At 73.2% G+C, this 22,586-nt stretch carries 22 protein-coding genes; 12 read left to right on the forward strand and 10 right to left on the reverse strand.

Annotated elements, in window-relative coordinates; translation table 11 throughout:
* From ABZ948_RS20865 to ABZ948_RS20895, 7 genes are all read left to right on the forward strand, one after another.
* Entirely contained in the window at positions 1 to 885 is an 885-nt protein-coding gene (locus tag ABZ948_RS20865; RefSeq protein WP_190051526.1) for a carbohydrate ABC transporter permease, read from the forward strand.
* Positions 885 to 1,799 (forward strand): carbohydrate ABC transporter permease, encoded by a 915-nt coding sequence (locus ABZ948_RS20870; RefSeq protein ID WP_359761592.1) that lies wholly within the window; start codon positions 885 to 887, stop codon positions 1,797 to 1,799. The genes ABZ948_RS20865 and ABZ948_RS20870 overlap by 1 nt, the downstream gene beginning before the upstream one ends.
* Positions 1,800 to 1,887: 88 nt before the next feature.
* Positions 1,888 to 3,489: a glycoside hydrolase family 43 protein gene (locus ABZ948_RS20875; RefSeq protein ID WP_359761594.1), complete on the forward strand. Its 1,602-nt coding sequence runs from the start codon at positions 1,888 to 1,890 to the stop codon at positions 3,487 to 3,489.
* Positions 3,490 to 3,675: 186 nt separating this feature from the next.
* On the forward strand, positions 3,676 to 4,719 hold the full coding sequence (locus ABZ948_RS20880; RefSeq protein WP_359761596.1) for a LacI family DNA-binding transcriptional regulator: 1,044 nt from the start codon (positions 3,676 to 3,678) through the stop codon (positions 4,717 to 4,719).
* A 9-nt stretch (positions 4,720 to 4,728) separates the two neighbouring features.
* Positions 4,729 to 4,899, forward strand: coding sequence for a hypothetical protein (locus ABZ948_RS20885; RefSeq protein WP_359761598.1), 171 nt, complete (start codon positions 4,729 to 4,731; stop codon positions 4,897 to 4,899).
* 106 nt (positions 4,900 to 5,005) lie between these two features.
* Positions 5,006 to 5,428, forward strand: coding sequence for a RidA family protein (locus ABZ948_RS20890; protein ID WP_359761600.1), 423 nt, complete (start codon positions 5,006 to 5,008; stop codon positions 5,426 to 5,428).
* 299 nt (positions 5,429 to 5,727) lie between these two features.
* The gene (locus tag ABZ948_RS20895; protein WP_359761602.1) at positions 5,728 to 6,147 is read left to right on the forward strand and encodes a helix-turn-helix domain-containing protein; all 420 of its coding nucleotides are present in this window, start codon (positions 5,728 to 5,730) and stop codon (positions 6,145 to 6,147) included.
* A gap of 37 nt (positions 6,148 to 6,184) precedes the next feature.
* Here the strand turns inward: ABZ948_RS20895 and ABZ948_RS20900 are convergent, their stop codons facing one another.
* Both ABZ948_RS20900 and ABZ948_RS20905 read right to left on the reverse strand, forming a co-directional pair.
* The gene (locus ABZ948_RS20900) at positions 6,185 to 6,724 is read right to left on the reverse strand and encodes a peptidoglycan-binding domain-containing protein (protein ID WP_359761604.1); all 540 of its coding nucleotides are present in this window, start codon (positions 6,722 to 6,724) and stop codon (positions 6,185 to 6,187) included.
* A 232-nt stretch (positions 6,725 to 6,956) separates the two neighbouring features.
* Entirely contained in the window at positions 6,957 to 7,634 is a 678-nt protein-coding gene (locus ABZ948_RS20905; protein ID WP_359761606.1) for a ThuA domain-containing protein, read from the reverse strand.
* A gap of 201 nt (positions 7,635 to 7,835) precedes the next feature.
* Here ABZ948_RS20905 and ABZ948_RS20910 point away from each other — a divergent pair, with 201 nt between their 5' ends.
* Positions 7,836 to 8,240 carry a VOC family protein gene (locus ABZ948_RS20910; protein ID WP_359761608.1) on the forward strand — a complete coding sequence of 135 codons (405 nt, stop codon included), beginning with the start codon at positions 7,836 to 7,838 and terminating at the stop codon, positions 8,238 to 8,240.
* Here ABZ948_RS20910 and ABZ948_RS20915 read toward each other — a convergent pair.
* The 8 genes from ABZ948_RS20915 to ABZ948_RS20950 all read right to left on the reverse strand — a co-directional run bounded on the left by ABZ948_RS20915 (position 8,220) and on the right by ABZ948_RS20950 (position 16,900).
* Positions 8,220 to 8,909: a helix-turn-helix domain-containing protein gene (locus ABZ948_RS20915; protein ID WP_359761610.1), complete on the reverse strand. Its 690-nt coding sequence runs from the start codon at positions 8,907 to 8,909 to the stop codon at positions 8,220 to 8,222. The genes ABZ948_RS20910 and ABZ948_RS20915 overlap by 21 nt on opposite strands.
* A gap of 123 nt (positions 8,910 to 9,032) precedes the next feature.
* Positions 9,033 to 10,193, reverse strand: coding sequence for an oxygenase MpaB family protein (locus ABZ948_RS20920; RefSeq protein ID WP_359761612.1), 1,161 nt, complete (start codon positions 10,191 to 10,193; stop codon positions 9,033 to 9,035).
* A gap of 99 nt (positions 10,194 to 10,292) precedes the next feature.
* A complete protein-coding gene (locus tag ABZ948_RS20925; RefSeq protein ID WP_359761614.1) occupies positions 10,293 to 11,348 on the reverse strand; it encodes a polyprenyl synthetase family protein in 1,056 nt (351 codons plus the stop codon).
* A complete protein-coding gene (locus ABZ948_RS20930; protein ID WP_359761616.1) occupies positions 11,338 to 11,616 on the reverse strand; it encodes a polyprenyl synthetase in 279 nt (92 codons plus the stop codon). The genes ABZ948_RS20925 and ABZ948_RS20930 overlap by 11 nt, the downstream gene beginning before the upstream one ends.
* 218 nt (positions 11,617 to 11,834) lie before the next feature.
* Positions 11,835 to 14,093, reverse strand: coding sequence for a molybdopterin-dependent oxidoreductase (locus ABZ948_RS20935; RefSeq protein WP_359761618.1), 2,259 nt, complete (start codon positions 14,091 to 14,093; stop codon positions 11,835 to 11,837).
* A gap of 111 nt (positions 14,094 to 14,204) precedes the next feature.
* Positions 14,205 to 14,876, reverse strand: a complete 672-nt coding sequence (locus ABZ948_RS20940) for an enoyl-CoA hydratase-related protein (protein ID WP_359761620.1) — start codon at positions 14,874 to 14,876, stop codon at positions 14,205 to 14,207.
* Between the two features lie 47 nt (positions 14,877 to 14,923).
* Positions 14,924 to 15,535 (reverse strand): TetR/AcrR family transcriptional regulator, encoded by a 612-nt coding sequence (locus tag ABZ948_RS20945; protein WP_359761622.1) that lies wholly within the window; start codon positions 15,533 to 15,535, stop codon positions 14,924 to 14,926.
* Between the two features lie 213 nt (positions 15,536 to 15,748).
* Positions 15,749 to 16,900 carry a YihY/virulence factor BrkB family protein gene (locus ABZ948_RS20950; RefSeq protein WP_359761624.1) on the reverse strand — a complete coding sequence of 384 codons (1,152 nt, stop codon included), beginning with the start codon at positions 16,898 to 16,900 and terminating at the stop codon, positions 15,749 to 15,751.
* Between the two features lie 109 nt (positions 16,901 to 17,009).
* Here ABZ948_RS20950 and ABZ948_RS20955 point away from each other — a divergent pair, with 109 nt between their 5' ends.
* From ABZ948_RS20955 to ABZ948_RS20970, 4 genes are all read left to right on the forward strand, one after another.
* Complete coding sequence (locus tag ABZ948_RS20955; RefSeq protein WP_359761626.1) at positions 17,010 to 18,644, forward strand: acyl-CoA dehydrogenase family protein; 1,635 nt, start codon at positions 17,010 to 17,012, stop codon at positions 18,642 to 18,644.
* 247 nt (positions 18,645 to 18,891) lie between these two features.
* The gene (locus ABZ948_RS20960) at positions 18,892 to 20,169 is read left to right on the forward strand and encodes a GAF domain-containing protein (RefSeq protein ID WP_359761628.1); all 1,278 of its coding nucleotides are present in this window, start codon (positions 18,892 to 18,894) and stop codon (positions 20,167 to 20,169) included.
* 165 nt (positions 20,170 to 20,334) lie between these two features.
* Positions 20,335 to 21,666: a hypothetical protein gene (locus ABZ948_RS20965; RefSeq protein WP_359761630.1), complete on the forward strand. Its 1,332-nt coding sequence runs from the start codon at positions 20,335 to 20,337 to the stop codon at positions 21,664 to 21,666.
* A gap of 234 nt (positions 21,667 to 21,900) precedes the next feature.
* Complete coding sequence (locus tag ABZ948_RS20970) at positions 21,901 to 22,473, forward strand: GNAT family N-acetyltransferase (RefSeq protein ID WP_359761632.1); 573 nt, start codon at positions 21,901 to 21,903, stop codon at positions 22,471 to 22,473.
* Positions 22,474 to 22,586: the final 113 nt, after the last annotated feature.

Here is a 22,586-nt window from a genome sequence, read left to right on the forward strand (position 1 = left end):
ATGATTCGCTCCATGCGCTGGAAGGGTGCCGCGTTCACGGTGCCCTTCCAGCTCGGCTTCGTCTTTCTCTATCTGCTCCCGATCGGCTACGCCGTCTACGAGTCGCTGTACACGGAGAAGCAGTCCGGGCTGGGGCTCGGCGGCGCCACGACCGAGTTCGTCGGGCTCGACAACTACACCCAGGGGCTCACGGACTCGGCGTTCATGAACTCCATCCTGCGGGTGGTGCTCTTCGCCTGTGTCCAGATCCCGTTCATGCTGCTGATCAGCCTGCTGCTGGCGCTGTTCCTGGACGCCCTCACCTCCAGGGCGGCGAGCCGGTTCCGGATCCTGCTGCTGGTGCCGTACATGATCCCCGGCGTGGTCGCGGCGATCGTGTGGGTGAACCTCTACAGCCCGGACGTCGGCCCGCTGACCCCGATCGGCAAGGCGCTCGGCTTCGACTGGAACTTCTTCGCGCCGTCGATGGTGTGGCCGTCCATCGGCAACCTGCTGACCTGGCACGGCATCGGCTACAACATGGTGATCATCTACTCGGCGCTGCAGGGCGTGCCCCGCGAGCTGTTCGAGGCGGCCCGGCTGGACGGCGCCTCGGAGCTGCGGATCGCGCGCAGCATCAAGATCCCGTACGTGCGCGGGGCGCTGGTGCTGACGGGTCTGCTGTCGATCATCCAGATGCTGCAGATCTTCAACGAGCCGGCGCTGTTCCGGAACATCACCCCGCAGACGGTCAGCGACAGCTTCACCCCGATCATGATCATCTACAACCAGGCGTTCAACGCGGGCAACTACAACTACGCGGCCGCCCTGTCCGTGCTGCTGGCGTTGATCCTCGGCGTGGCCTCCTTCCTCTTCTACCGGCTCACCTCGAAGGAGGCCGACTGATGGTGCTGACCGAGCACACCACCGAGCGGCCCCCCGTCCGCAGCGTCCGGCGCCTGACCCGCCCGGACGCGGCCTCCCGCGGGCGGGGCGGCCAGCGCTTCCTGCTGGTCGGGCTGATCCTGGCCAGTGTCTACAGCCTGTTCCCGGTGTGGTGGCTGATCGTCGCCGCGACCAAGGACCGCACGGCGCTGTACCAGAGCAACGGCCTGTGGTTCTCCGGCTGGCACCTGTGGGACAACCTGGAGCAGGTCTTCACCTACCAGGACGGCATCTTCCTGCGGTGGACGGCCAACTCGTTCCTGTACGCGGGGGTCGGCTCGCTGGGCGGCACGCTGATCGCGCTCGCAACCGGTTACGGCCTGGCCCGCTTCGACTTCCCCGGCCGGAACGTCATCTTCGCGTGCGTCGTCGGCTCGTTCCTGATCCCGATCGCGCTGCTCACGCTGCCGCTGTACCTGCTGTTCTCCGCGCTCGGCATGGTCGACACCCCGTGGGCGATGCTGATCCCCTGCCTGATCAACCCGTTCAGCGTGTACCTGGCCAAGGTGTACACCGAGGCGACGATCCCCTACGAGCTGCTCGAGGCGGCGCGCATCGACGGCGCCGGGGAGCTGCGGATCTTCTTCAGCATCGTGCTGCGGATGATGACGACGGGCGGCGCGACGGTGTTCCTGCTGGCCTTCGTGAACACCTGGAACGCCTTCTTCCTGCCGCTGACCGTGCTGCGCGGCAAGGAGAACTGGACGCTCAACCTGGGCCTGTACAACTGGACCGGCACCCGCCTGGAGTCCGGCATCGACCTGACGGGCCTGGTGCTGACCGGCGCGCTGCTCTCCATCGTGCCGATGGCGATCATGATGGTCGCGATGCGCCGCTACTGGCGGAGCGGTGTGACGCTCGGCGCCCTCAAGTGACCTTCCTGCCCTCCCCCGTCTCCCGGGGGCCGCGGGTGACCCTGACTCCCCGCGGCCCCCGGGTGCCCACCTCCCCGGGAGTCCCCGCGTGACCGTCCTGCGCAACCCCGTCCTCCGCGGCTTCGCCCCCGACCCCTCGCTGGTCCGGGTCGGCGACTGGTACTACGTGGCGACCAGTTCCTTCGAGTGGTTCCCGACGATCCCGCTGCACCGCTCCCGCGATCTGGCCCACTGGGAGTACGCGGGGCACGTCCAGGGGGCCGTCCCCGGCAACTCGCTGGCCGGCGTGCCCGACTCGGGCGGTGTCTGGGCACCGTCGCTGAGCTGGGACGGGGAACGGTTCTGGGTGACGTACACCGTCGTGCGCTCGGTCGGCACGCCGTACTTCGACCTGGACACGTACGTCTCGACGGCCGACGCCATCGGCGGCGAGTGGAGCGCGCCGCGCCGGGTGGCGAGCCACGGCTTCGACCCGGCCCTGTTCCACGAGGACGGCCGGCTGTGGCTGCTGAACCTGCAGAACGACCACCGGCCCGGCGGTGAGCGGTTCGCCGGGATCGTCCTCACCGAGCTGGACCGGGACACGCTGGAACCCGTGGGGGACACGCGTCTGCTGCTCCAGCACGACCGGCTGGTGGAGGGGCCGAAGCTGGTGCGGCGCGACGGCTGGTACTACCTGGTGCTCGCGGAGGGCGGCACGGGCTGGGAGCACGGGGTGCGGGTGGCCCGCGCCAAGGAGCTGACCGGGCCGTACGAACTCGACGTGCTGCCGCTGCTGACGACCCGGGACGACCCGGCCCTGCCGCTGCAGAAGGCCGGGCACGGCGAGCTGGTCGAGACGCCGGACGGGCAGTGGCTGCTCGGCCATCTGACGGCCCGTCCGCTGCACACCCCGCGGGGCCGCCGCTGCACCCTCGGCCGGGAGACCGCGGTCCAGGCCGTGACCTGGGACGCGGACGGCTGGCCCCGGCTGCGGCACGGGGGCTGGCATCCGGCGGTCGAGGTCGACGTACCGACGACCCCGCACCCCCTGCCGTCCGCGGGCCGGCCGGCGGATCTGTCCTGGCCGTGGAGCACCCTGCGCGAGCCGCCGGACCCGTCCTGGGCCGACACGGCGGTCCGCCCCGGCTGGATCCGGCTGCGCGGCCGGCACGGGCCGGAGTCCCGCTGGGCGGCGAGCCTGCTGGCCCAGCGTGTCACCGAGCACCGTGCGGAGGCCGAAGTGACCGTCGAGGCACGGCCGGTCACCTTCACGCAGGCCGCCGGGCTGGTGCTCTGGTACAACCCCGAGGCGTATCTGAGTCTGGACCTGACGTGGGCGGAGCCCTGGGGCGAGCCGCAGCGCGGCCAGCAGTGGCGGGCCGCCGCGGGCGGGGGCGGCCGTACGGTGCTCAGTCTGGTGGAGCGGGACGAGGCCGGCCCGCGGCAGGTCGCGGTCGTGGACGTGGCGGCGGACGCGCCGGTGACGCTGGGGGTGACGGTCGAGGGCGCCGACGCCCGGTTCTGGTACGTGCGCGACGGGGTGCGCACGGCCGTCGGGCCGGCGCTGGACTTCAGCCGGCTGTCCGACGACCACGGTTCCCGGCTGCGGTTCACCGGCGCCATGGCGGGCATCCACGCGCGGGACCTCGTCGACGCGGCGTTCACGGCGGACTTCACCGGTTTCCGGCTGGTCTGCACACCCGGCTGAGCCCGTTGTTCGGGGTTTCGAAAGTTTTGACCGGCGTGAACCCGTGAATTCATCTGTCTTCCCGCCGTCCTGCGCCCCACCTACAGTAGGAAGCGCTTTCTGTCCGGTCGGGCTTCGCGCCGCCGCGGGAAGCGCTGGTCGAAACTTTCCACGGCCCTCGGGCGGGCCGGAGAGGTGGGTTCTTCGATGGTCCGTACGGCGAGTGCGAGCGTGGCGGCCGGTCCGACGCTGGCGGTCGTGGCCCGCGAGGCGGGGGTGTCGGTGCCGACCGCGTCGAAGGTGGTCAACGGCCGGGAGGACGTGGCGCCCGAGACGCGCCGCCGGGTCACCGAGGCACTCGACCGGCTCGGTTACGTCCGCAGACCCCGCTTCGACGCGGCCAAGGCGCCCCGGCTGGTGGACCTGGTCGTGCACTCGCTGGAGAGCTCCTGGTCGGGCGCGGTGCTGCACGGCGTGGAGGAGGCGGCGCACGACGCGGGTCTTGAGGTCGTGGTGTCGGCGGCGCTGACCCGCTCCCGGGTGGGCCGTCCGGAGCGCGGCTGGCTGGACAAGCTGGTCGCGCGGGGGTCCTCCGGGGTGCTGTTCAACCTGGCCGAGCTGAGCGAGTCGCAGTACGCCTGGCTGGAGCAGCACCGCATCCCGTTCGTGATGATCGACCCCGTGCAGGAGCCGCCGGAGGGCGTGGCGTCGGTGGGCGCGGCGAACTGGCAGGGCGGTCTGACGGCCACCGAGCATCTGCTGTCCCTGGGCCATGAGCGCGTCGCCGTCATCGCCGGCCCCCGGCGCACCATGTGCAGCAGCGCGCGGGTCGCCGGGTACCGCTCTGCGCTCGCGGCGGCCGGGATCCGCAACCGCGCCGAGTACGTCCGGCACGCCGGCTTCGACGAGGGGGTGGCCCACCGCCGCATGCTGGAACTCCTCGACCTGCCCGAGCCGCCGACGGCCGTGTTCGTCTGCTCGGACCGGATGGCGCTGGGGGTGTACCAGGCCCTGGCCGAGCGGGGGTTGCGGGTCCCGGACGACCTGAGTGTGGTGGGCTTCGACGACCTGCCCGAGGCCCGCTGGGCCTCCCCCGGCCTGACCACCGTCCGCCAGCCGCTGTCGGAGATGGCCGCGACGGCCCTGCGGTCGCTGCTGCGCATGATGGACGGCCACCAACCGGAGAGCACGCGGACGGAGTTGTCGACGCGGCTGGTGGAACGGGCGAGCACGGCGGCGCCGCGCAGGTAGGACCGGGCCATGGGCCCGCGCGGGCGCGGACGGTCCGACGGCACGGTGAACCAGCGGCCCGCGGCCCATCCGACCCTCGACGCCCGCGGCCGTGTCGTGGCCTTCGACGGGGACCTGCTGGATCTCACGGGCGAGGGCCGCTTCGGCGACCGGCAGGCGTTCGTCACACGGGTGCGCTGACGGGGGCGGAGCCGGGAATGCCCGTACAGGCGGAGGGAGTTGGCAGGGGTGTCCGGGTCGCCGCCGGTGGGGCGGCGGCCGTCTTCCGTGAAAGGACCGCCCGGCCATGACGCGCGACTCGCGCACGATCACCAACCCGGCCACCCTGCACGACCCCACGCCGTTCGGCTACAGCCACGCCGTGTCGGCCCCCGGTGAAACCGTATACATCGGCGGACAGTACGCCTCCGACGCCACCGGCACGCCGGTGCCGGGCGACTTCGCCGCCCAGGTGGAACTCGCCTTCGACCGGCTGCGGTCGGCGCTGGAGGGGGTCGGGCTCGGCTACGAGCACGTCGTGCGTCTCGGCACGTTCATCGTCGACCACGACCTCGACAAACTGCAGATCCTGGGCAAGGCCCTGCACGCCCGCTTCGGGGACCGCCTCCCGGCCCAGACCCTGAGCGGCGTCGCGTCCCTGGCCCTCCCGGGGATGCTGTTCGAGGTCGACGCGGTCGCGGTACGGCCTGCCGGTACGGCCACGGCCTGAGGTCCGGCGGCCGGCTTGAGGGCCGCGGGCCGGCCGTCCCGTGTGCTGCTCGGGCTAGGGGCGGGGGTGCTGCTCGGGCTTCAAGGTGGGCGCGCGGGGCGGGTTGTACGAGGGCCAGGGGCCGGCCACCGGCCACCCGGCGGCACCCCGCCCCGCCCTTCCCCGGCGCCGGCCGTCGGTTTCGCGCTCCATGTGCGCGCCGCGCGCCCTGCCGGGGCGGGAACTGGCCGGGACGGGTCGGCGTCGAACGATGCGGCGGGGCGGGCCGGGGCCCAGGGGTGGGCAGTTGGGGGACGACCATGACACGCTGGCGGCCGCTTCCGGACGTACTGCCGAGGGAGGCGCGGCACCTGGTCGAGCAGTTGCGGGCGCTGAAGGACCGCACGGGTCTGAGCCTGGCCGAGCTGGCGCGGCGCACGGCGTACAGCAAGTCGTCGTGGCAGCGGTACCTCAGCGGGGCCAAGCAGCCGCCGAGGGGGGCGGTGCAGGCGTTGTGCCGGGTGGCGGGGGCGGACCAGGCGCGGCTGCTGGCGCTGTGGGACCTGGCCGACCAGACGTGGCCGCGCGGCCTGCCGGGTCCGGCCGGGCAGGCGGTGGACGCCGCGGCCCGCCCCGCCGCCGAGTACCGGCGCTGGCGTGCGGCGGCGCTGGTCTCCTTCGCGGTCATCGCCGTGCTGCTGGCGGGGCTGCTGTGGGTGCTGCCCGCGAGGAGCGGGTGACCGCGCAGGCCACCCGCTCCCGGTGAACACGGCGTTCTCAGCCGACCGTGCGGTAGTGCGCGGGCTTCCAGGGCCCGACGTACTTGAGCTTCACCTGGTACTTGCCGCTCACGCGCTTGAAGTTGACGTTCCGGACGATGCCCTTGTACTGGACGATGTTGCCCGGGTGGAGCTGCAGCCGGGTCTGGGCGAAGTCCCAGCTCTCGCTGACGACGGTGCCGTCCGTCTCGGGCAGGTTGTGGCGGCTCTGCCACCACTGCGTGGCCGACTCGGTCTCCGGCCCGAACGACCCGTCGATCTGGCTCTTCTTGAAGGGCCGCCACTCCCCCTCGTCGTCCTCCCAGAGGGCGCCGTCCGCCCACAGGACGGTCTCCCACAGGGCGATGGCGTTGCCCTTGGAGTACGCCTCCACGCCGAGGTTCTCCTCGTCCTCCCAGTCGTTGGCCACGGCACCGCCGCCGTCGATGCCGAAGTACGCGGGAGCGGCGTTCGCCGACGGTGCCAGGGCGATGCCGGTGCCCCCGGCCCCCAGCAGCGCGGCCGTCACCATCGCCGTGGCCCGATTGCGCATGTTCATGCGGACTTCCTTTCCGAACCGCCGTCCCCCGCGGGTCGCCCCTGGGGCGGCTCGTCTCGTCTGGCTCGGCACAGCCTCACGGCCCGGCGGCGGCCACGGCGAGCCCTGCCGCCGTACACGGACCGCCCAGGGACGGCTCAGGCCCGGGCCACCGACGTCCCAGCCGCGGGTGGGACGTCGCGGGCCCGTGTGGGCCGGGACGGGCCGGCAGGCCGTGCGCGCCCGCCGGGCGTCACGCGGTCCCGGTGCGGTGGTGCAGGGGCAGCGGGAGCGCGGCCGCCCAGAGGATGCCGCCCAGGAGGTGCGCCCGGAACGCCGGGTCCGCGTAGGCCTCGGGGGCGTGGCCGAGGGCCGTGTAGAAGACGCGGCCCCGGCCGTGGTCGCGGCACCAGACCAGGGGGTGGTCGGCGCCCATGCCGCCGCCCTCGTAGGAGGACTCGTCGGCGGTGGCCAGGACGCGGACGCTGCCGCGCGGGCTGGTGCGGAAGTCGTACCACTCGTCGGTGAAGTCCCAGACGGCGGGCAGGTGCCGGGTCGCCGGATGGTCGTGGTCCTCGACGACGGCCCGGCCGGGCTGGTGGAGGGGGTGCCGGGCGAACCACGTGCCCAGCAGCTCGCCGTAGTACGGCCAGTCGTACTCCGTGCAGGCCGCCGCGTGCACGCCGACGAAGCCGCCGCCCGACTCCACGTACGCGGCGAGCCGTTCCCGGCCGGCCGGGGTGAGGACCTCGCCGCTGGTGGAGAGGAACACCACCGCCGCGTACCCGCCGAGGGGCCGCTCCAGGGCCGCCGGGTCCTCGGTGGCGTGGACGTCGAAGTCGCCGAGGGTGCGCAGGGCGGCGACGCCGGCCGGGATGGACTCGTGCCGGTAGCCGGTGGTGCGGGTGTAGACGAGCAGTCGTGGTGCCATGGCATCCGACCCTAGGAGACCTCGGGCCGCCCCGGAGGGCCCACCGGTGCCCGAAAAGTTTCGGTCACCGCCCGCGGGCCGGCGGCGTTCGGGCGAGGGTCGCGGCCGCGCCGCGGACGTCGACGGAGTCCGAGACGTGGTCGCGGGCCGGTGTCCGATTCCTTCAAGACCGGTCGACGCGGGCCTGCCTACGGTGGGCCCATGACCGCACGATTCGATGCCATCGGCCTGGTCGTCTCCGACATGGCCGCCTCCGTCGCCTTCTACCGCCGGCTCGGGTTCGCCTTCCCGGAGGACGCCGGGCAGCAGCCGCACACCGAGGCCGGACTGCCCGGCGGACTGCGGCTCATGCTCGACACCGAGGAGACCGTCCGGTCCTTCCTGCCCGCGTGGCAGCCGCCCTCGGGCGGGGGCCGGACCTCGCTCGCCCTGCGGTGTGACGGGCCGGAGGAGGTGGACGCGCTGTACGAGGAACTGGTGGGCTCCGGTTGCCACGGCGAGCTCAAGCCCTGGGACGCCTTCTGGGGGCAGCGGTACGCCGTGGTGCTCGACCCGGACGGCAACGGCGTGGACCTGTTCGCGCCGCTAGCCGCTGCGGCCGAGTAGCTCCCCCAGCGGCAGGCCCGCCAACTCCCGGACGTCGCGGGCGAGGTGGGCCTGGTCGGCGTAACCGGCCCGGGCGGCGGTGTCCGCGAAGGGCGTGCCGTCGCGGGCCAGCGTGAGGGCGCGGCGCAGCCGCAGGATGCGGGCCAGGGTCTTGGGGCCGTAGCCGAAGGCGGCCAGCGACCGCCGGTGCAAGCGGCGGGCGCCGACGCCGAGTTCGTCGGCGGTCGCGGCGACCGGGCGGCCCGCGTCGAGGGCGGCGACGACCTGCCGCAGCAGCGGGTCGGGGGGCTCGGCACCGGCCGCCCGCAGCAGGGCCAGGTCCTCCAGGCCGCTCGCCGGGTCGGGGGCGGCGTTCACCCGGCCGGCCAGGCGCCGTACCTCCGGGGCCGGCCACAGGTCGGCGAGTTCCACCCGGCGGTCGCGCAGCTCGTGCGCCGGTACGCCGAGGAGCGCCGGGGCCGTGCCCGGGGAGAAGCGGATGCCGCACCAGGGGCCGCCCCCGCCGTCCGTGAGGTGGGCCCGCGTGTCGGGCCCGGCGACCAGCAGCCGCCCGTCGTGCCACAGGAGGTCCATGCAGCCGTCGGGCAGCACCCGCCCCACGCCGGACGGCTCCGGGGTGTTGGTCCACACCACCGCCCCGGCGAGCCGCGACTCCCGCTCCGCGTACACGTGCTCCAGGCTACGCCGCCGACGCGCGGACGCCTCTGGACCGTGTCTCACACCTCCCCGGTGCTGACCACCGCCCGGAGGCTGACCGGTGAGCGCGCCTCCGCTCGGGCAACGACGTGGTGATCAAGCGAGGGTGGCGGTCGGTGGGGTCCATCGGCGGGTGCGGGGCACCGCGCTGGGGATGCCGTAGTCCTTCTTGAGCTGTTCGGGGATGGCGTAGTGCATGACGCGTCCGCGGGTGAGGGAGGACAGCTCGAAGACGGTCGTGAGGTGGCCGAGGCGGTCCAGTGCCCAGGCTCCGAGAGGTGAGCGGTCCTCGATGGTCTCCAGGACGCCGAGGAGATGGGGCACGGCCTTGACGACGGTGTCCCATGGGGTGTGCGGCACGTCGAGCCAGTCGGCGCAGGTGTCGCCGATGAGGTGGCGGATCAGCGCGGAGACGATCGGGTCGAAGAGGGTGCCGGGCACGACCTCCTCGTAGAGGTCGATGAGCTGGCGGGTCAGATGCGCGCCTTCGTCGGAAGGCCCCATGTGCCGGATCATGTACAGGTCGAGGAACTGGCGGGCCTCGTCGAGGGACCTGGGGACCGCGTCCTGGTCGACGCCGAGCATGGCACCGACCACCCGCCAGGCGTAGTAGTAGGCTTCCGCGCCTTCCTGCGACATGTGGATGCCGAGGCGGTGCAGGCTGTCCAGCACGAGCAGGGAGAAGAACATCTGCCCGCCGATCATGTCCTCCTGGCAGATCGGCACCCCTGGTCCCGCGGTGTCCCAGCCCTTCTCGCGCCCCAGGTGGTGGCGGATGGAGGCGTGCAGGAGGCGGACCTTCTGGGCGGCGGGGATGAAGCGGCTGCCGGCTTCGAAGGCGTCGGGCTGCATCAGGTAGACGGTGAACTGGCCGGTCTCCGCCATCCGTTTGGACGGGTACTTGAGCCCGTGGGTGGCCGACAGCAGCTTCGCCACGTGCGGGACGACGTAACAGGCGGGCATGGCGGCGAAGGACAGCGCGGTGGAGATGTGCACGTTGTTGTCGATGAAGAACAGCCGGGCCTTCTCCATTTCCGACCAGTCCACCCACGACGGCGGGACGCGCGTGGCCTCCAGGTACTCGCGGGCCACGTCCGGCAGACCGTCCGGAAGGGGAGCGCCGGCGGTGGAGACGTAGCGCATCAGGGTGTTGAACGTGCCCACCTGGCCGCGTTCGAACAGTGCGGCGACGGTGGCGTCGGCGAGTTCGTCACCGGCCTGCCGCAGGGCGTCCATCGATGCCTCGGTGCAGGTCATGGCGGGGCTCCTTGTCTTCCATGGGATCGTGCGCGAGCGGCGGGTGGGGCAGCGGCCCCCGGGGGGACCGCTGGCGTCGTCTCCGGCGGGTGTCGGGGGTCAGCGGAGGCGGTCCGCGGCTGACCGCGCCAGCGCGGTCAGGGCAGCGTCGGCGTGCGCGGGTGCATCCAGCTCGTGCAGGGCGCCGAGCGCCTCCTCCACGCGTGCGCTGATCATGGCCTCGACGCGGTCCGGTGCCCTCAGCCGGCGCATCACCTCGCGGACCGCGTCCAGAGCGTCCGCGTCCAGACGGCGACGGCCCAGCAGGGCGTGGAGCCTCTCGCGGTCCGCGTCTTGGGCGAGGCGCCAGGTCTCCGCCAGCAGCGCCGTGGGCCGGTGGCCGCGTACGTCGTCGGCGTTGGCCTTGCCGGTGCGTTCCGGGTCCCCGAACAGGCCGAGCAGGTCGTCCCGCAGCTGGAACGCCTCGCCCAGCGGCAGCCCGTACGCGGAGTAGCCGTCACGCAGCCGCGCGCCGGCGCCGGCCAGGGCACCGCCGATCAGCAGGGGCTGCTCGACGGTGTACTTGGCCGTCTTGTAGCGGACCACCTTCAGCGACGCGGTCGTGTCCGGGCCGGCTCCGGTACGCAGGATCTCCAGGCACTCGCCCGCGACGAGTTCGCGGGCCATCACCGACCACAGGGGCCGAGCGCGGGCGAGGTAGGCGGCGGGCAGGCCGCTGGTGGTGAACAACTGCCCCGCAAGCGCCATCAGCAGGTCCCCCACCAGCATCGCCAGCGACCTCGCCGCCGCCGCGGCGCGTGGACGACCTCGTACGGCACCGCGCAGAGCGACATGGGCCGTCGGGCGCCCGTGCCGCAGGGCGCTGTCGTCGATGAGGTCGTCGTGCACGACCGCGGCGGCGTGCACGAGTTCCATGGACGCCGCCGCCCGCACCAGCGCATCGCTGTCCGGCTGCCCGACCGCGCGCCAGCCCCAGTAGCAGAACGCCGCTCGCAGCCGTTTGCCCTCCGCGACCGCGGCCTCCACCTGCTCGGCCACCGGGCCGAGAAGCGGATCGATCGCGGCGAACCGGTCGGCCTCCTGGGCGACGAAGCGGCGCACCACCTCGTCGACACGGCTCTTGAACGCGGCCGGCTCCCACCGGTCAGTCATCATCGGTGCTCTTGCGAGCGAGCACGTGCCGGGCAAGGATCTCCAGGTGAGCCGGGGGGACGGCCGCGTACCGGTCCAGCACCAGCCGCCCACGCGCCGAAAGATCCTGTTCGGCCTGCGCCGCCAGCTCCGCGGCGTCCGAGCGGCGCAACAAACCCCGCACCGCCCCCACGGCCGAACCCAGCGTGCTCAGTGCCAGGTCGGCCGCTCCGGCCACCAGCAGCACCGCCTGTTCGCCCGCTCCCCCGTGCCGCCCCGCTTCTCGCGTCATGCTCTTCCCCCACCCACAGCACCTGCCGACGGCGCCGGTCATACGCCGTTCGTTCGAGCATCGCGTCCTACCGGGCACGAGCACGGAAGAAGTCACGATCGAGCGACGACATCGATCGGCCGTACGGGGCACCTCCGCTGCAGCCGAGTGGACGTGGCCGAACGCGCCCGGGGCACCAAACGGTTCAACCACCCCGTCGTCCCCCGCCTCGGCGTTACCTACGAACCTCCACCAGGAGCCGCGGGAAGGGGCTCGATGCGGGCGGGGACGTGCTTGTGCCAGGGGGTGCCGGCGATGGGGTCGCGCCAGGTGAGGTCGGTGAGGGTGTTGAGGGCGACGCCGGTGCGCTCGGTGCCGCCGCCCTCGGTGGGCAGGTCGAGGCCGAAGCCGTTGGGCAGGGCCGCGTGCCCTGGCTGCAGGCGGTCGTCGACCTCGACGACCGCCCGGGCGGTGCCGCGATGCGTGGTGATGCGGGCGAGGACGCCGTCGGACAGCCCGAGTTGTTCGGCGTCCTGCGAGCTGACGCGCAGCGTGCCCTGCTGGTCGCGCTTGCGCCAGGCGTTGTCGCGGAAGATCGTGTTCGCCGTGAAGGCCCGTCGCTGGCCGGCGGCCAGGACGATGGGGAAGTCCTCGGTGGTGTGGACGGCCGGGGTGGTGTCCAGGTCGGCGAGGAGGGCGAGGAGTTCGGGGATGGGCAGCGGGATGCGGTGGCCGGGATGGGGCACGTAGTTCCAGGCGTGGTCGTACTCGTCCTCGGTGAACGTGATGCCGGAGCGGCCGCCCAGCATGGCGTCGAACAGGGCGTCGGCGTTCGCGTGTCCGGCCCGGCGCGTGGCGGCGGGGTACTCCTTGGCGATGCGCTGCGCGAGCGCCCACAGCACCGCGGCGGACCGGGCGCCTGCGGGCAGGGTGGGACCGAGGGTCTCGTACAGCAGGTACGGAGCCATGGCGAAGGTGCTCTTGTCGACGGCGGCCAGAGCGGCGAAGGCGACCTTGTAGGCGGTGCGGCCCAGGCGTGCCGCCGTGCGCAGCACGGTCAGCCTGCTGCCGGGGACGGCGTTCAGTTCGCGGATGAGGCGGGCGTAGATCTCGGGTTCGGGCAGAGTGCCGGGCAGCGGGTCGAGTACCGGGGCGCGCAGGTGGAAGGTGTTGTGGGGGAACTCGAAGGTGAAGAAGGTCGCTTCCCACTTCTCGAACTGGGAGGCGGCCGGCAGCACGTAGTCGGCGCGGCGGCCGGTCTCGGTCAGGGCGATGTCGATGACGACGACCAGGTCGAGCGCGGCGAGCGCCCGGGCGAATGCGGCGGAGTCGGCCAGGGAGTGCGCCGGGTTGGACGACTCGATGATCATCGCCCGGAAGCGGTCGGGGTGGTCGGTGAGGATCTCCTCGGCGATGACGTTGCAGGGCACCAGGCCGCCGGGCATCCGCGCGCCGGTGACGGGGGTGCGGCGCGGGCTGGTGGAGTAGCGGGCCAGCGGGGCGATCCACGAGTGCGGCTGCATGGCGCCCGGCTTGGCGAAGTTCCCGGTCAGCAGCCAGGTCAGCTTGTTGAGGTAGGACACCAGCGTGCTGTTGGGACCCTGTTGCACGCCCAGGTCCTCGTACGTCGCGACGCTGGAGGCGGTGCCGATCCTGCGTGCCGTCCGACGCAGCAGGTCCTCGTCCACGCCGCAGGTCCGCGCGCAGCGGGCGACGTCCACCGCTTCGAGCTGCTCGATCACCGTGTCGGCGCCGGTCGTGCGGGCGGTGAGGAAGGCGTGGTCGAGGAGGTCTTCCTGGACCAGGATGCCGAGGAGGCCGGCCAGACACCAGGCGTCGGTGCCGGGCCTCACCTGGAGGTGGATGTCGGCGAGGTCGGCGGTCTCCGTGCGCACCGGATCGATGACGATCATGGTGCGGGCGGGGTCCTTGGCGATGTCCTTGAGTACGGTGCGGGCGCGCGGGACGCCGTGGGACTGCCAGGGGTTCTTGCCGAGGAAGAGGGAGACTTCGGCGTTCTGGAAGTCTCCGGTGGTGTGTCCGCCGGTGAGGTGGGCGTCGACGAAGCCCTCGCCGGTCTTCTCCTGGGCGAGCGGGTTGGAGCGGTAGCGGGCGCCGAGGGCGCGTAGCAGGGCGCCGCTGTAGGCGCCGCCGAGGTGGTTGCCCTGTCCTCCGCCCCCGTAGAAGAAGATCGATTCGCCGCCGTGGGTGTCCCGTACGGTCTTCAGCCGGGCGGCGATCTCGCGGATGGCGGTGTCCCAGTCGATCGGGGTGAAGGTGCCGTCCGCCTCCCGGCGCAGCGGGGTCGTCAGCCGGGCGCCGCCGTTCTGGTAGTGGTCCAGACGCAGGGCCTTGTTGCAGGTGTAGCCGGCGGTGGCGACATGCTCCTTGTCGCCGCGGATCTTGGCGAAGCGGCGGCCGTCGGTCTGGATCTGGATGCCGCAGTTGTTCTCGCACAGGATGCAGGCGCTCTTGTGCCAGGCGGTGTCGGCTGTCATCGGCCTTGTCTCCTCATGCGGTGGGCAGCTGGGGCAGCCCCGCCCCGGGGGAAGCGCCCGGGGCGCGGCTCGGTGCGGTGGGTGAGGTGGGTGCGGTGGGTGAGGTGCTGGTCAGCCGAGCGGGGCGGTGGTGTCGCGCAGGGTGGCGAGGGCCGGTGCGTACATGCGGGCCTTGATGGTGCCGAGGGTGTCACCGGCCTTGTTCACCTGTGCCCGGGCGATCTCGACGGCGGTGGAGCGCACCGCGTCCTCACCGACCGCCTGGTCGACGATGCCGGCGGCCGCGGCGTCGGTGCCGCCGTAGCGGCGGGCGGTGAGCATGGCCTCGTGCGCGGTCTGCGGGGCGAGCCGGGACTGGATGAGGGCGGACATGCCGGGGGTGAAGGGGATGTTGATGTCCGCTTCGGGCAGGCACCAGTAGCCGCGGTCGGCGCGCATGACGCGGAAGTCGTGGGCGAGGGAGAACATCGCGCCGGCGGCGAAGGTGTGCCCCTGCAGCGCGGCCACCGTGACGACCGGCAGCGACAGCATTCGCGCGAACAGCTCGTGGACGGAGACGACGTAGTCCTGGTGCTGGTCGGCGTGGGCGAACAGCCAGTCCAGATCGAGCCCGTTGGAGTAGAACTTGCCGGTGGCGGCGGTGACCAGGGCGCGGGGGCCTTCCGCCTTCTCCACCTCGTCGAGCGCGGCGCCGACGGCGGTGAGCCAGTCGGGGTGGAAGCGGTTCTCACCGTCTCCGAGGTCGAGGACGAAGACGTTGTCCTGACGGTCGAGCGAGGGCATGGCGACTCCTTCGAAGAATGCGGGTGAAGCGGCTGGGCGGTCGCGGGCTACGGCCGGGGACCGGATCCGGCACCGGGGCGGTCGCGCAGGGCGTACAGGAGCAGGTCGTGGATCTCGGCGGCGGCGGCCTCGATCGGGGCGGTGCTCTGTTCGGCGCGGCACATGATCACCGCGCCTTCGACCGCGGCGATGATGAAGGCACCGAGCCTGCGGCTGCGTTCCTCGCTCAGGCCGTGCCTCAGGAAGAGGGCCGCGAGGGCCTCCTGCCAGCGGGCGAAGACGGCGGCGGCGGAACGGGCGAGCTGGGGCGCGTCGTCATTGGTCTCCACGGCCACCGCCACGATCGGGCAGCCGGCCCGGAAGCCGCTCTCCTCGAGCCGGTCACGCCACAACCGGAAGAACGCGTCGACGGCCGCCACCGGATCGTCCGCCTGCGTCGCGGCGTCGATCAGCCCCGCGATGAAGTCCCCCGCCAGTGCCACCGCCTCGTCGATGAGCTGCGCCCGCCCGCCGGGGAAGTGGTGATACACCGAGCCCCGAGGAGCTCCGCTGTGGGCGAGCACCCGGTCGATGCTGGTCGCGCTCGCTCCGTACTCACGCAGCAGAGCGGCAGCGCTGAGGATCATCCGGTCGCGGCTGTCACTCCTGCGCGGACTCATCCGCTCACCACCTTCCGCATGGCCATACGGCCCACCACGTGGGCTACCTGTCGGTAACTTATGGGGTATGCCATAGAACATGCAAGAGGGACGGCGAACGTCGTCGAATCCGTTGACGGGGAATCCTCCGGGCCGTGTCGACGCGGGCCTACGGCGAGGCGCCGGCCGGCTTCGGGGGGCCCGCGAAGGAGGACGGTGTGAGAGCGGCGCCGGTCACTTCTCGGCGGGGGGCTGTCCCTCTCCGTTGCCGTGGCCGCTCTTCGCGTGGGTGGGCTTGGTGTGGGTGCGCAGCCGGGCCGTGACGTCCTCCGGCGGCAGGAAGCGGGACCAGCGTTCCGGGAACTCCGAGGGCATGTCGGGGTCGGCCTCGCCCCGGGCGGCGGTGCGGGCCACGTACTCGGCGACCTGCGCCTGCCGCAGCCGCTCGTTGGCCTCGCGGGCCGCTGCCGTGGCGGCGGCCGGCCAGACCCGGTCGATGGCGGCGTTGACCGCGGCGCCGACGAGCACGGCGAACGCGGACACGCCGATCCACAGCAGCACGGCGACGGGCGCGGCGAGCGAACCGTAGATCGTGGGGCCCTCGACCGTGCTGGTCAGGTAGATCCGCAGCAGGAAGCTGCCGAGCACCCACATGCCGAGGGCGACCAGCGCGCCGGGCACGTCCTCGATCCACGGGGAGCGGACGGGGACGGACACGTGGTACAGCGTCGTCAGGAAGGCGATCGACAGGAGGATCACGACGGGCCAGTAGAGGACCTGCACGACGGTCGTCGACCAGGGCACGATCCGCACCACCGCGTCGGGCCCGGCCACCATCAGCGGCAGGGCGACGGAGCCGATCAGCAGGGCGACGATGAACAGCAGGAAGGCCAGCAGGCGGGTCTTGACGATGCCGCGGACGCCGTCGAGGCCGTACATCACGGTGATGGTGTCGATGAAGACGTTCACCGCGCGGGAGCCGGACCACAGGGCGAACAGGAAGCCGATGGAGATGACGTCGGGCCGGCCGCCCTTCATCACGTCGTGCAGGATCGGCTCCGCCATCTCCTTGACGCCCCGGTCGGACAGCACCGTGCGGGAGGCCTCCAGGATGTTGGTCTGGAGGCTCTGGATGGTGTCGGCGCCGGTCCAGGCGTCGACGTAGCCGAGCAGTCCGATCATGCTCAGCAGCAGCGGCGGCACGGACAGCAGCGTGAAGAACGCGGCCTCGGCCGCCAGGCCCAGGATGCGGTACTCGATGCAGGAGTTGACGGTGTCCTTGAGCAACAGCCAGGCGGTCCTGCGCTTGGAGACGTTCCGGTAGAGCGCACGCGCCCGGTGGAGGCGCCCGGAGGGTGTGTCGGGGGTTTCACTTGCTGGCTGCACCCCCTAACGGTATCCGTCGTGTCCGGCCCCACTCACCCACAGGCCGTCTCCGCGGCGCCCGGCCCGGTTCGCTGGTGACCGAGGTGGTACCGCGGGGTAGGTTCGCAGCATGGCTGGCAGCACCCACCCCGTGACGAACCAGGTCCCCCCGCTGGTCGGGTACGACGTCTTCTCCGCCGACCGGGCCCTGTCCGCCGCGGTCGAACGGCACCTGGAGCCGGCGCTGCGCGAGGAGGTGCTCGGCGAGCTGTCGGCCCTCGGGCGGACCTCCGGCTCGGCCCAGGTGCAGGAGTGGGGCGCACAGGCGAACGAGAACCCGCCGCGGCTGCGCACGCACGACCGGTACGGCCACCGCGTCGACGAGGTGGAGTTCCACCCGGCCTGGCACCGGCTGCTCGGCAAGGGCGTCTCGGCCGGTCTGACCGCCGCCTGGGGAAGGCCCGCGGGGCATCTCCGGCGGGCCGCCGCCTTCGTGGTGTGGACGCAGGTCGAGGCCGGCAACGGCTGCCCGCTGTCGATGACCCACGCGGCGGTCCCCGCCCTGCGCGCGGAGGCGGACCTGGCCGCCGAGTGGGAGCCGCGGCTGACGTCCATGGTCTACGACCGTGAACTGCGGCCCGCGCACCTGAAGGCCGGGGCGCTGTTCGGGATGGGCATGACGGAGAAGCAGGGCGGCAGCGACGTCCGGGCGAACACCACGTCCGCGCAACCCCTCGCCGAGGACGGGACGTACGAGCTGACCGGGCACAAGTGGTTCTGCTCGGCGCCGATGTCCGACGGTTTCCTGGTGCTGGCGCAGGCCCCGGGCGGGCTGACCTGCTTCCTGGTGCCGCGGGTGCTGGCGGACGGCACGCGCAACGTGTTCCTGATCCAGCGGCTCAAGGACAAGCTCGGCAACCGGTCGAACGCCTCCGCCGAGGTCGAGTTCGACGGCACCTGGGCGCGCCGGGTCGGCGAGGAGGGGCGCGGGGTGCGCACCATCATCGAGATGGTCGCGGCGACCCGGCTCGACTGCGTGCTGGGCTCGGCCGGGCTGATGCGCCAGGCCGTGGCGCAGGCGGTGCACCACTGCGCGTACCGCGAGGCGTTCGGCGGGAAGCTCGTCGACAAGCCGCTGATGCGCAACGTCCTCGCCGATCTGGCGCTGGAGTCGGAGGCGGCGACGACGCTGGCGCTGCGGCTCGCGGCGGCGTACGACGACGGCGGCGAGCAGGAGCGGGCGCTGCTGCGGATCGCGGTGCCGGCCGCCAAGTACTGGGTGACCAAGCGGTGTCCGTCCGTCGCGGTGGAGGCGGCGGAGTGCCTGGGCGGCAACGGGTACGTCGAGGAGTCGGGGATGCCCCGGCTGGTGCGCGAGTCGCCGCTGAACTCGATCTGGGAGGGCGCGGGCAACGTCCAGGCGCTCGACGTGCTGCGGGCGTTGCAGCGGGAGCCGGGGGCGCTGGACGCGTACCTGCGGGAGGTCGGGCAGGCGCGCGGCGCGGACCACCGGCTCGACGCGGCCATCAAGAACCTGCTGACCGAACTGGCCGATCTGGAGGGCGTGGAGGGCCGGGCGCGGCGGCTGGCGGAGCGGCTCGCGCTGGTGCTCCAGGGGTCGCTGCTCGTCAGGTTCGCACCACCGCAGGTCGCCGACGCGTTCTGCGCGGCCCGCCTCGGCGGCGACGGGGGCGCGGCCTTCGGTACGCTGCCGCACACCCTGGACCTGGCGTCGGTGGTGGAGCGGGCCCGGCCCGTGTCCTGATCCGGGCGGGCGGGAGCGGAGGTGGTGCTGCGCCGACACGGCACCACCCCCGCCGCACTGGCCCGTTCGAGCCACTGAACGCCGCTCGGGACGGCGCCGCTCAAGTTTCGGCCACGGCCGCGCCGTCACACCAGGGTTGCAGGGGGTTGCAACTTGCTGCTGACTGTGGGCGGACTGGGCCGCGCGCCCGCCGGGCAGGCGGCACTATGAGACACACAGTCAGAGACCAGTCGGGGGGCGCACGCGCATGGACGTCACGCACCTGGCCGCCGTGGACACCACGCGGGCGGCCCGGGTCCTCAGCGAGGTCCGTTCCGCCCGGCTCTCCGGGCAGCCCGCACCGGTGGCGCCGCGCCCCGTGATCGAGCAGTCCTGGGAGCGCATGCTGCGCAGCGGCGTCGACCCGGACCACGACTTCCGGGCGGATCTGCTCTCCCGCGAGGAGGTGCAGCGGCGGCGCGAGACGTCGGCGCTGCGCCATGTGCTGCCGGTGCTGCGGGAGGGGCTGCTGGCGGCCGCTGACGTCGCCCACCACATCATGGTCGTGGCCGACGAGGAGGGCCGGGTGCTGTGGCGCGAGGGCAGCCCGCCGGTGCTGCGCAAGGCCGACGGGCTCGGGTTCGAACTCGGCGCGGACTGGCGCGAGGACGTCGTCGGCACGAACGGCCTGGGCACCCCGGCGGTGGTGCGCCGGCCCGTGCAGGTCTTCGCCTCCGAGCACTTCGTGCGCTCCCAGGCCGGCTGGACCTGCGCGGGCGCTCCCCTGACGGATCCGCGGGACGGCCGGCTGCTCGGCGTGGTGGACGTCAGCGGGCCGCTGGAGACGATGCATCCGGCCACGCTCGCCTGGGTCGACTCGGTCGCCAAGCTGGCCGAGGCCCGGCTGCGGGAGATGCACCTGGAGTCGCTGGAGCGGCTGCGCGCGGTGGCGGCGCCGGTGCTGGCCCGGCTCGGCGGGCGCGCCCTGGTCGTCGATCCGGACGGCTGGACCGCCGCGGTCGCCGGGATGCCGTACGTGCGGCGCGTCGCCCTGCCGAAGTCGCCGTCGGCGGGCCTGAGATGGCTGCCGGGGCTCGGGCTGTGCTCGCTGGAGCCGCTGGCCGGGGGCTGGCTGGTGCGGGCCGCCGACGACGAGCCGGCGCCGCGCCGGGCGACCCGGATCGTGCTGGACCTCAGACGGGCGCGCCGCTGGTCCGTGGCGGTCTCCGGCGGGCCCGGCTCCTGGGCCCGGGAACTGAGCCCGCGGCACGCCGAGTTGCTGTACCTCCTCGCCCTCCACCCCGCCGGGCGCAGTGCGGCGGGCCTGGCCCAGGACCTGTTCGGCGACCCGGCCCGCACGGTGACCGTGCGGGCCGAGATGTCACGGGTCCGGCGGTATCTGGGGGCGTTCCTGGAGCACCGGCCGTACCGGTTCGCCGAGGACGCCGAGGTGGAGGTGCTGCTCCCGGACGACCCGCGCGACCTGCTGCCGCACTCGACGGCACCGGCGGTGACCCGGCAGCGCACGTCCGCACCGGCGCCCTGAACTCCCGCGCGGAGCCACTCCGCGGGGTACGTCTTCCGCATATTTGCGAGGTCTTCGTCCGCCACCCCGCCCACCTGCCGTAGCATCCCCCTACGGGCCACCCCACCTGCTCCTCCGTCAACGTACGGACCAACAGGCGCAGTTGACCCGCCTCGGGAGGACGGTATGAAGCATCGCGGCAGACACCGGCGGCGCAGGCGGGGCAGGGCGCTGCGCGCGACCCTGGCCGGGACGGCCCTCGCGCTCACCGCCGCCGCCACTGCGATCAGCGCCTCACAGGCCACCGTCGCCGACGCCGACGGGGCGCTGCAGCCGATCGGCGTGTCCACCGCGGCCGGGCGGCTGCCGCTGGCCGAGCACCGGGTGCCCGAGCCGTGGCTGGACCGGCTGGCCTCGCAGATGGGCCGGCCCGTCGGTGTGGACGCGGTGCTGGACGACGCCGACCGCCCGCTGCGGAACGCGGCCGGCTGCTCGACCACCGAGAAGCACGCCCTGCCGGTCGAACCGGCGGCCACGCGCGCGTACTGCTTCGACGCCGCCGACACCCGGGGCTGGCGGCCCGGCGCGGTCACGACCTCGGGCGACGCGGACGACGACGGCCGCTGGGGCGAGCACCGCGTGATCCTCTCCGGCTGGACCCGCGGCGGCGGGGGCGGCTCGATGGACGGCCCGGCACCCGAGCGGGGCCTGGCCAAGGTCGCCTTCGTCGACGCGGACGACTCCGCCCGGCTCCGCTACAGCTGGGCCCTGCTGGCCGTCCCGGTGGACGGCGGGCGGGACTACCGGGGGTTGGTGTCCCCGCTGTCAGGCATGGTCTGGTATCAGGACAAGCTGCTGGTGACGACCCGGGAGGGCGACCGGGACGCGCTGTACGTGTACGACATGGACCGCATCCAGCGCGCCACCGTCGAGTCCGACGCGGTCGGCCGGGTGCGCGGCGGCTGGGCGGCGCACGGATCCCGGTACGTGCTGCCCGCGGTGGGCTCCTACACCCTGCCCGGCGGCGCCGGCGTGCCCCGCCCGGCGACCGTCTCGCTGGACCGCAGCACCTCACCCGACAGCCTGGTCGCGGGCGAGTGGGTGCCCGCCGACGCCGACCGGCCCACCCGGCTGTGGCGCTACCCGCTGAGCGCGGACCCGGCCCGGTCCGGGCTGCTCGCCACCGGCTCCGGCGGGCGCGCGAACCCGGTCGAGGCGTACGAGACGGGAACGGCCGAGGTGCGGGGCGTGCTGGCGCACCGCTCGGGCTGGTACCTCGACCGCGCCCCGGGCACCTCGGACGGGCACGGGACGCTGTGGCGCCAGGACGCCGGGAGCGCACGGGCGACGGAGTGCGGGAGCGACGAGACCCGCCACTGCTGGAGCGGCGGGTCCGACTCCCTGTCCGGCGGGTCCGGTTCCCTGTCCTACTGGAAGGAGACCGGGGAGGTCTGGTCCCAGTCCGGGCGGATGCTGTTCGCGCTGCCGCTGACCTCGATCGACAGGGCGCTGGGCTGACGGGCGCCGGCCCGGAGCAGCCGATCGACAGAGGCGCCGGGCCGGCCGGCGGCGGACCGGACCGACCGATCGGCACGGCGCCGGGCCGGCCGACAGCGCACCGGACCGACCGATCGACATGGTGCCCGGCCGGCCAACAGCGCACCGGACCGACCGATCGGCACGGCGCCGGGCCGGCCGGCGCCGGGCCGGAGCGATCGACAGGTCGGTGGGCCGGATGATTGTCTGGCCCGCATGACCACCATCGCCGTGACCACCTGGTCCCTGGAGCAGACCGCCCCGACCGACCTGCTGCCGGCCGCCGCGCCGGAGGGGGACGTCCGGATCGTCCGCTCCGAGGTGCCCTCGCCCGAGTTCAGCCGGTTCCTGTACGCGTCGGTGGGCGGCGACATCCGCTGGACGGACCGGCTCACCTGGTCGTACACCCGCTGGCTGGAGCATCTGCAGCGGCCGGGCGTGGAGACGTGGGTGGCGTACGACCGGGGCACGCCCGCCGGGTACGTGGAGCTGGAGGCGCAGGACGACGCGGTCGTGGAGATCGTCTACTTCGGACTGCTCCCCGCCTTCCGGGGCCGGCGCATCGGCGGCCACCTGCTGTCGTACGGCACGGCCCGGGCCTGGGACCTCGCCGACCGCTGGGCGGGACTGACCCCGACGAAGCGGGTCTGGCTGCACACGTGCAGCAAGGACGGCGAGCACGCCATGGGCAACTACCAGCGCCGGGGCTTCAAGCTGTTCGACACCAAGGTCGAGGAGGAGCCGGAGGCCGCCGCTCCGGGGCCGTGGCCTGGGGCGTTCCCCGTCTGACCTGGCCGGACACCCCGAGCGGGCCGATGTGACCAAGGACACCCTTGTCTTGCCTTGCGAGACAAGGGTGTCCGCATCTTGGACGAAGCTGGACTGTGTCCAGATCGCCGTGA

The organism is Streptomyces olindensis (assembly GCF_040645895.1).
Taxonomy (GTDB): Bacteria; Actinomycetota; Actinomycetes; order Streptomycetales; family Streptomycetaceae; genus Streptomyces; species Streptomyces olindensis.

What these genes read in the sequence shown, in the direction of transcription:
- ABZ948_RS20900 (WP_359761604.1), bottom strand. Translation starts at nt 6,724, where the DNA reads ATGAACATGCGCAATCGGGCCACGGCGATGGTGACGGCCGCGCTGCTG.
- ABZ948_RS20890 (WP_359761600.1), top strand. Translation starts at nt 5,006, where the DNA reads ATGACGCGCGACTCGCGCACGATCACCAACCCGGCCACCCTGCACGAC.
- ABZ948_RS20910 (WP_359761608.1), top strand. Translation starts at nt 7,836, where the DNA reads ATGACCGCACGATTCGATGCCATCGGCCTGGTCGTCTCCGACATGGCC.
- ABZ948_RS20955 (WP_359761626.1), top strand. Translation starts at nt 17,010, where the DNA reads ATGGCTGGCAGCACCCACCCCGTGACGAACCAGGTCCCCCCGCTGGTC.
- ABZ948_RS20965 (WP_359761630.1), top strand. Translation starts at nt 20,335, where the DNA reads ATGAAGCATCGCGGCAGACACCGGCGGCGCAGGCGGGGCAGGGCGCTG.
- ABZ948_RS20880 (WP_359761596.1), top strand. Translation starts at nt 3,676, where the DNA reads ATGGTCCGTACGGCGAGTGCGAGCGTGGCGGCCGGTCCGACGCTGGCG.
- ABZ948_RS20970 (WP_359761632.1), top strand. Translation starts at nt 21,901, where the DNA reads ATGACCACCATCGCCGTGACCACCTGGTCCCTGGAGCAGACCGCCCCG.
- ABZ948_RS20920 (WP_359761612.1), bottom strand. Translation starts at nt 10,193, where the DNA reads ATGACCTGCACCGAGGCATCGATGGACGCCCTGCGGCAGGCCGGTGAC.
- ABZ948_RS20885 (WP_359761598.1), top strand. Translation starts at nt 4,729, where the DNA reads ATGGGCCCGCGCGGGCGCGGACGGTCCGACGGCACGGTGAACCAGCGG.
- ABZ948_RS20925 (WP_359761614.1), bottom strand. Translation starts at nt 11,348, where the DNA reads ATGATGACTGACCGGTGGGAGCCGGCCGCGTTCAAGAGCCGTGTCGAC.
- ABZ948_RS20960 (WP_359761628.1), top strand. Translation starts at nt 18,892, where the DNA reads ATGGACGTCACGCACCTGGCCGCCGTGGACACCACGCGGGCGGCCCGG.
- ABZ948_RS20865 (WP_190051526.1), top strand. Translation starts at nt 1, where the DNA reads ATGATTCGCTCCATGCGCTGGAAGGGTGCCGCGTTCACGGTGCCCTTC.
- ABZ948_RS20940 (WP_359761620.1), bottom strand. Translation starts at nt 14,876, where the DNA reads ATGCCCTCGCTCGACCGTCAGGACAACGTCTTCGTCCTCGACCTCGGA.
- ABZ948_RS20930 (WP_359761616.1), bottom strand. Translation starts at nt 11,616, where the DNA reads ATGACGCGAGAAGCGGGGCGGCACGGGGGAGCGGGCGAACAGGCGGTG.
- ABZ948_RS20870 (WP_359761592.1), top strand. Translation starts at nt 885, where the DNA reads ATGGTGCTGACCGAGCACACCACCGAGCGGCCCCCCGTCCGCAGCGTC.
- ABZ948_RS20895 (WP_359761602.1), top strand. Translation starts at nt 5,728, where the DNA reads ATGACACGCTGGCGGCCGCTTCCGGACGTACTGCCGAGGGAGGCGCGG.
- ABZ948_RS20935 (WP_359761618.1), bottom strand. Translation starts at nt 14,093, where the DNA reads ATGACAGCCGACACCGCCTGGCACAAGAGCGCCTGCATCCTGTGCGAG.
- ABZ948_RS20945 (WP_359761622.1), bottom strand. Translation starts at nt 15,535, where the DNA reads ATGAGTCCGCGCAGGAGTGACAGCCGCGACCGGATGATCCTCAGCGCT.
- ABZ948_RS20905 (WP_359761606.1), bottom strand. Translation starts at nt 7,634, where the DNA reads ATGGCACCACGACTGCTCGTCTACACCCGCACCACCGGCTACCGGCAC.